Genomic DNA, 6,633 nt, shown 5'->3' with positions numbered 1-6,633 from the left:
GCGCTGGAGCGAGCCCATGCACATGGTGGGGATCGCCTACATGGGCCTCACGCTGCTCGACCAGACCGAGCTGGACGGCATCGCGGCCGCTTGCGCCGACGAGCGACGGTGGGACTTCTTTGTGACCGTAGCGCCGTGGCGCATGAAGGGGGCCACCGGCTCGGCGGTGAACCCGTTGGCAATGTTCTGATCGCACCTCTCAGGCGACGATGCACAAGGTCATCAAAAGCGGTCGGCTTTCGGCTGTAAAAAAACGATGGTGGGATGTATCGGATCAATCCCACGGAGCTGGAGCGTCTACCAACCTAAGCCAACCGTTGACGTAAGGTCGACGGAAGCCGAGAGCACCCCCGATATAGAAGCGTCCAAAAATATCTGTGTATCGGCTTCTGGGTTTCAGAGGGCGCAGAGCTCAGGGACATGCCTCGATTGCGGCATTCCGCCCGGGAATCATCAAGAGAGGCACGGTAAGCGAATTTTATCGTGTCGCAACGGCCGTCGATGTGATCGACATCGCAAGCCATAGAGCCGGGTATTCGGTAGAACGGTGGTCTCGCCAGGCGGCATCTGGATCTCCCAGCTGATGCGGCTGGCGCCCCGCAGTGGTCGAAAGTGGTCATGGCTTCGCTGTTCCGGCATTCGAACAACTCAACTCCATTGGACCTGGAGGCCCCGCCGATACTGGGTGCCCAGTGCCGCTTGGCCTACGCGGTCAACTTCGACAAGGTCCGCCATATCGACTTCGCGACCCGCGACGATGCGCTGGATTTATCTGACGTCGCACAACCCCCTCACGTCGCGCAGCACTCCCGGCGTCCTCGTCCGGATGCAGACACTCAATATGCCGCCAGCGCCACCAACCATTGGCACTGCCCCGGGATGGCTGCGCGGCTCTAGAGAACCCTCCTGCTGCTAAATGAGGCGCAGGTTTCGGCGTCCGGGGACAGAATGCCGAGCCCCATACGCCTTCGGCACAGGATGAGCGGTCGGTCGCCGCCTCATAGGTCAGGCCCACAGTAACCTCAACTACGGACATCACTCGCCCCAGCAGGACCCACTTTGGCTGGCCGCCTCGATTGAGGCAACTCCCCCTCCCCTCGCCCATAGGCACGGTAAAAACAGAATACAGTCCGTCGGAAAGTGGGATAGTTTCTAGACATTCTAACCTGTCTTTATAAGACTGCAAGTATGCTGTCGCCAGACCGACGCACTGTTACGGTCACTCTATGCCCTTTGGCTGTATTCATCTATGGCGTTTCTGTTAGTGCTACGAGACCTACGTCGGCGGGCAGCGCCCAAAACCAGACGAGACCCGCCGCCGGATCACAGGCTAAAGCATGTTAGATCCCATGCAGGCCCATTTGATTCACACAACGTAGGCAGGTGTAGGTTCGCTCGACCCTAGAAGTCCTCGGCTCTGACGAGACTCATAACGGCTCAATCGCTCTGTTTAACGGTCCCTGTGCGTCCAGGTCTCAAGACGTGAGTAGGAAACTTTATCACGTGTTGACCCTCAGCCTGCTGGTCGCAAGTTTGCATTGGCATTTCGGAAGGACAACCCTAGCGCGTATGACGCAACCGCACCGCGGGTCTCACAACGAATTTCGCTTTAGACCGGAATGATTCTTCGCGCCTTCAACGATGAAAAGAACTGGCGGAACATCTCTTCGGTATCAATGCAATCGTGGAAACCCGCTTGCCGCGCCTTGATCGTGCTGGAAATATTGTCGAACTCGCTATTGAAAATGAAATCGCCAAATGGCCACGACACGATGTCCTCGTATTTTACATTCTTAAGTCCATATTTTTGGATCATTGTCTCCCAAAGCGGCGCCTTATCTGCCATGTACTCGGCCAGAGGCAGCGGCACAGGGTAGCCGACTTCCATGTCAAACATCCGGGCAATACGTGGCCACATATGCTCCCAGCGAAAATAATCACCGTTCGTGATGTTGAAAATCTCGTTGGCAGCTCGCGGCTCGTTTCCTGCCCAATCGGCCGCCGCGGCTAGAATGTCGGCTGAAGTCACTTGATACAGCGCTCTGTAGGCGCTCATTGACCCAGGGAAACGCAGTGGTAAGCCAAGTTCCTTTGAAAGTGCCGCGTAGATGGCAATGACCATCGTTAGATTCATTGGATTGCCGATGGCGTAACCGCACACCGCCTCTGGCCGCAGCGCAGTGAAATTCCACGCTTTTCCCTGCTGCCTACGGCGCAGAGTATCTTCCTGGTCATAGTAGAAGTTCGGCGGCATTAGGCGGGGATCATCCTCGCGCGCTGGGGTTTTGAATGGCCCAAGATCGGCTCCGTAGGCCTTGCCACCCTGGTAGAATGCGATGTGCCGAAGGCTCGGTGATGCTGGCTCTATGACGTCAAGCAAGTTTTCTAGCAGCGCGACATTAACCGAGCTTCGCTGCGCAGCCGTCGGTTTCTCTATGTACGGGGCAAAAACGACGTGAGTGATGTCCGTCAGGTTCGCGAGCTTTGATCGCACGTCAGTCGGGGAGAGCAGATCGACCGAAATGTGCTCAACGTCGACCAAGTCCCCTGGCCGGCGCGACAACCCAAGAACTTTGGTTTGCTGCAGATGGGCAAAGCGCTCGGCCGCCGCCCGGCCGATGACACCTTGCACACCAGCGACGAGAACACGTTTGGTTTCCATGGACATCAGGGGCCTCGATCGGTGCTATTGTTATAGAAGTTGAAACTTGTGGCATATGGCTCTTGTGCCGTCGACATTAGCCGCAAGAACGCGCCGATCTGGACCGTCTCTTCCGAGCCAATCGAGAGCATTAGCAGTTCGCGGAGCGCGGCACAGTCCCGGTCCGGCCATGGTAGAGCCGCCGACAACCCCTGCAACAAAGGTCGACGTCGCTGGCATCGGTAAGCATCCCGACATCGCCGACGACGACATCCATGCGATATGGCCTCGGGTTGCCGGCAAGGCTGCGTCAGACCTCAGCTTCGACGAGGATTTTCAACTGGTCATCCGCCGGATCCAGCAAGGCTTCGAAGCCATCGCGAACGATCGCATCCAGGTCACCCGCTTTGTTACGATTAATTCGGGCTGCATGATACACGACGCGAAGATGGCCGCGACCCTCGGCCACATCAGCGTCGAGTAGCACCATGATTCACACGGCTTGCGGCTCATTGGCTCACGGCGAACGAACGACTGACCTTCAGGAAGATCGTAGGCGTTGCAGCGAATCAATTGGCGCAATGATTTTACTGAGCTTTTTCCGTCTCGGGGTGCCATAGTGACAGACCTCTTAAGGTCTCAATCGGAGCGGCGCTCCGCATGCGATTGTAGCTCCGCTTGCACGTCTATCTAAGTGACCGGTCTTAGGGCACGACGGTATTACCATCCCAAGCAACGACATTGCCCGTATCGGATGGAGCTAGACCATCGATCACCATCAGCAATCGCGACGCGGCCGCCATCGGTGTGAACAGCCAGTTCTCTGGTACGCTCCGCTGGAAGGGTCGGCTAAGTTCCGTGTCAACTGTCCCGGGGTACAACCCGACGCAAATCGTCTGAGGACTACGGTGCGCGGTTTCGATCGCAAGGTTACGGACGAACATGTTAAGCGCTGCCTTGGAGGCACGATAGCTGTGCCAGCCGCCACTTCGGTTGTCGCCGATGCTGCCTACGCGGGCAGATAACACGGCGAAAACGTTTCGACCCGAGAGAGTCAGCCGTGGTAGCATGTGCTTTGCGACGATAGCCGGTCCTACCGCGTTAATTCGGTAGCTTTCGAGCATCCCCGCGGCATCAATCATCCGATAAGTCTTCTCAGGCGGCGGGATACCATTGCCTTGTAACGCGCCTGTGGCAACGATCACCAGCCGCACGTCGCCCCCCAAACGGGCCGCCGCGGCGCTGATGCTGTTTTCATTAGCGATGTCGATAGAACCGTGCTGGAAACGGGCGGTCCGCTCGAGATCGTCCTCGAAACTACGGGCTAAAGCAGCCACTGTTGTAAAGGTGGATTGATCAAGCAGTGCCTTCACCAAAGCCGCGCCGATGCCGCCCGAGGCGCCAATGACGACAGCACAGCTTTTCGGTGCAAAGCTGCGCATTTGGGATATCACCAGCTCATGCTTCCCAGCATGCCCTTGAACGGCCCCTTGAGGTTGCGCGTCACCCACCCGCCGTAGAAGCCACCCGGCTGCGGTGTTGCGGCCTCGCCGCCAACAAAGCACGCGTCCATCCTGCCGGCATAAACGGCGAGATAATCCCGGATCAAAGCGAAACCTTCTGTCGGCTTCGGGTAGCTCCACCCCGCGCGCTCCGCCACACGGTTGTCAACCCTAATGCTCCAATATTGCGCTGAGCCTTTCCATTCGCAGACGCTTGCTCCCGAGGCCGGCGTCAATACGCATCCGGTGAAGGCCGAGGGAGGCAGATAATAACCGGCGGGTGAGAGGTCTCCAACACCCGAAACCCCGCAGTCGTCGCGGCGATCACTCGGCCGGCGAACAGGATGCGTAGTTGCTGCGCGGCAGGCTCGAGACGGGGCGGCCGAGGATAATCCCAGACGTTCTCCATGAGGGCGTTCTGTCCATCGTAAGGTTGTCTCGAAGAGCCAAGAAAGGGGCAGTTATCAAGAGAGGTTCACATGGTTCTAGACACCTATGCGGCCAGTAGCACCTGAATATGTCCAGAAGAACACGCGGCTCAAGATGTCCGGGAAGCGTCAAGACGATGATGCCAAACGAGAAAGCGCTCCCGCGAACGCCCCTTTTCTTCAGGGTTACGTCACCGCCAAGTTCGTTCCAATGCGTTTCCGTGCAGCCAATTCGCGTCACGCGGTGAGGTATGCGGGCCGCTGCTGAGGCGAGACCTGCTCATTGCGAGCTAGATACGTTGGGCGCTGGCTCGGCAAGACCGTTTCGTTGCGAGATAGATAAGCCGGGCGCTGCTGGGGCGAAACCTGCTCGTCGCGAGCAAGATAGGTGGGGCGCTGATTTGGCCGCACCGCCTCGTTTCGGGCCTGCGCCGACACACCGTGATGCGGCGTGGGTTCGCTAGCTATGGCTGCGCCCGTCATGCCTAAGCTGACAACGGCCACGGCGGCCACCAAAAAGTTCTTCATCATAAGTCTCCTTACCAAGAGGGTAGGAGGGACACATCAGTGGGTCCCCCAATTATGGACATAGAGTGAGGCGGTCAGATAGCCGGCCGCCTGAGGAAAAGATCCGATCCGCGTGGGTCAGGGCGGCATTAACGCGCGAAGCGGGCGAGATCGTAGTGGGCGCGAAGACGTCCGGGCTGACAGCGGTAGCTGCGTGAAAGCCGAAACTCTCCGTAGGCATCCTCCGAAATGAGGCGGTCCATTTTGGCCGCACACATCATCGGGGGAACATCGGCATTCAGATGCAGCTTGATCATCAAAAATCAGAAGACGTGTCTGTGTGACCGCAGGCGACGGGCATGCCGGCCTTTGCCCTTGGTCGCAGCGAAGCGCCGCAGACGGCGATACTGCTCGGACGATCGCGGCCTCGCCCGAGCAATCAAGCACTCTGCACGCTTTTGCTGCTCAGTTGTGGTGCAATATCTTTCAGCAAAACGGTCGCCGCGCGGCCTTGTGAATGGAAAATCAATCATCTGTGGCGATCTCTCTTGCGCGCCCGGCGCGATAGGGGACCCGGAGGAACTCATGACCATCAATGTCAGCGAATTCGTGTGGAAGCGATTGGGCGAGTGGGGCCTGAACCGCGTCTACGGCTATCCGGGAGATGGCGTCGGTGGCCTGGATGTCGCGCTCGAAAAGGCCAAGGACGAGATGGAATATGTCCAGGTCCGGCACGAGGAGATGGCCGCCTTCATGGCTTCCGCACATGCGAAATTCACCGGCCAGGTTGGACTTTGCTACGCGACCTCCGGCCCCGGCGCGATCCATCTTCTCAACGGACTCTATGACGCGAAGATGGACCATGTGCCGGTCGTCGCCATCGTAGGCCAGCAGGCCCGAAGCGGTCTCGGGGCCAGCTACCAGCAGGAGGTTGACCTCCAGAACCTCTTCAAGGACGTGGCAAGCGACTACGTGATGCAGGCGAGCGTGCCCGCGCAGATCAGGCATATGATTGACCGAGCCGTGCGGATCGCTAGCGCGCGGCGCGTTGTCACCTGTTTGATCCTTCCCAATGACCTGCGGTTGATGCCGTATCAGGACCCTCCGATGGCCCATGGCGCGACCCATACGGGGGTTGGCTATGCTTTACCGGCGAAGCTGCCGGATGAGGGCACGCTGCGGGAAGCAGCTTCTATTCTGAACAGCGGCAAGAAGGTCGCCATGCTGGTCGGTGCGGGCGCCTTGGGTGCGACCGACGAAGTCATCGCGGTCGCCGACAAGTTGCAGGCGGGTTGCGCCAAGGCACTTCTCGGCAAGGCGGCTTTGCCGGACGACCTGCCGTGGGTGACGGGCTCCCTCGGCCTGCTCGGCACCAAGCCGTCCTGGGATCTGATGCAAGGCTGCGACACCTTCCTGATGGTCGGCTCGTCTTTCCCCTACAGCGAGTTCTTACCCAAGCCCGGCAGTGCCCGCGGCGTACAGATCGATATCGACGCCGCCAGTCTTAGTCTCCGCTACCCGATGGAGTTGAGCATGGTCGGTGATAGCGCGACGA

8 protein-coding genes are annotated in these 6,633 nt (G+C 58.8%); 4 read left to right on the top strand and 4 right to left on the bottom strand.

The annotated features are described in order from the left end of the window. Together GSQ92_RS06500 and GSQ92_RS06495 are read left to right on the top strand one after the other, a co-directional pair. The coding region (locus GSQ92_RS06500) for a hypothetical protein (protein ID WP_216856756.1) at positions 1 to 190 on the top strand (190 nt) is incomplete at its 5' end. Between the two features lie 428 nt (positions 191 to 618). Further along, entirely contained in the window at positions 619 to 897 is a 279-nt protein-coding gene (locus GSQ92_RS06495; protein ID WP_158803347.1) for a hypothetical protein, read from the top strand. A gap of 712 nt (positions 898 to 1,609) precedes the next feature. On the opposite strand, the gene GSQ92_RS06490 is transcribed toward GSQ92_RS06495, so the two are convergent. Next, a complete protein-coding gene (locus GSQ92_RS06490) occupies positions 1,610 to 2,668 on the bottom strand; it encodes an SDR family oxidoreductase (RefSeq protein WP_174247803.1) in 1,059 nt (352 codons plus the stop codon). 163 nt (positions 2,669 to 2,831) lie between these two features. On the opposite strand from GSQ92_RS06490, the gene GSQ92_RS06485 reads away from it, so the two are divergent. Further along, on the top strand, positions 2,832 to 3,125 hold the full coding sequence (locus GSQ92_RS06485; protein ID WP_159013177.1) for a hypothetical protein: 294 nt from the start codon (positions 2,832 to 2,834) through the stop codon (positions 3,123 to 3,125). A gap of 220 nt (positions 3,126 to 3,345) precedes the next feature. On the opposite strand, the gene GSQ92_RS06480 is transcribed toward GSQ92_RS06485, so the two are convergent. From GSQ92_RS06480 to GSQ92_RS06470, 3 genes are all read right to left on the bottom strand, one after another. Next, positions 3,346 to 4,095, bottom strand: a complete 750-nt coding sequence (locus tag GSQ92_RS06480; protein ID WP_254066575.1) for an SDR family NAD(P)-dependent oxidoreductase — start codon at positions 4,093 to 4,095, stop codon at positions 3,346 to 3,348. Then, a complete protein-coding gene (locus GSQ92_RS30810; RefSeq protein ID WP_254066574.1) occupies positions 4,092 to 4,379 on the bottom strand; it encodes a DUF427 domain-containing protein in 288 nt (95 codons plus the stop codon). Before GSQ92_RS30810 ends, GSQ92_RS06480 begins: the two co-directional genes overlap by 4 nt. A 429-nt stretch (positions 4,380 to 4,808) precedes the next feature. Then, entirely contained in the window at positions 4,809 to 5,099 is a 291-nt protein-coding gene (locus GSQ92_RS06470; RefSeq protein WP_159013176.1) for a hypothetical protein, read from the bottom strand. 564 nt (positions 5,100 to 5,663) lie between these two features. Between GSQ92_RS06470 and GSQ92_RS06465 the strand changes: the two genes are divergently transcribed. After that, the coding region (locus GSQ92_RS06465; RefSeq protein ID WP_254066573.1) for a thiamine pyrophosphate-binding protein at positions 5,664 to 6,633 on the top strand (970 nt) is incomplete at its 3' end.

Source organism: Acidisoma sp. S159 (genome assembly GCF_009766125.1).
Taxonomy (GTDB): domain Bacteria; phylum Pseudomonadota; class Alphaproteobacteria; order Acetobacterales; family Acetobacteraceae; genus Acidisoma.
This window is presented reverse-complemented; position numbering and strand designations above follow the sequence as displayed.

Bases quoted from the DNA above. Each gene is read 5' to 3' on its own strand.
- GSQ92_RS06495 (WP_158803347.1), top strand. From the start codon at position 619: ATGGCTTCGCTGTTCCGGCATTCGAACAACTCAACTCCATTGGACCTG.
- GSQ92_RS06490 (WP_174247803.1), bottom strand. From the start codon at position 2,668: ATGTCCATGGAAACCAAACGTGTTCTCGTCGCTGGTGTGCAAGGTGTC.
- GSQ92_RS06485 (WP_159013177.1), top strand. From the start codon at position 2,832: ATGGTAGAGCCGCCGACAACCCCTGCAACAAAGGTCGACGTCGCTGGC.
- GSQ92_RS06470 (WP_159013176.1), bottom strand. From the start codon at position 5,099: ATGAAGAACTTTTTGGTGGCCGCCGTGGCCGTTGTCAGCTTAGGCATG.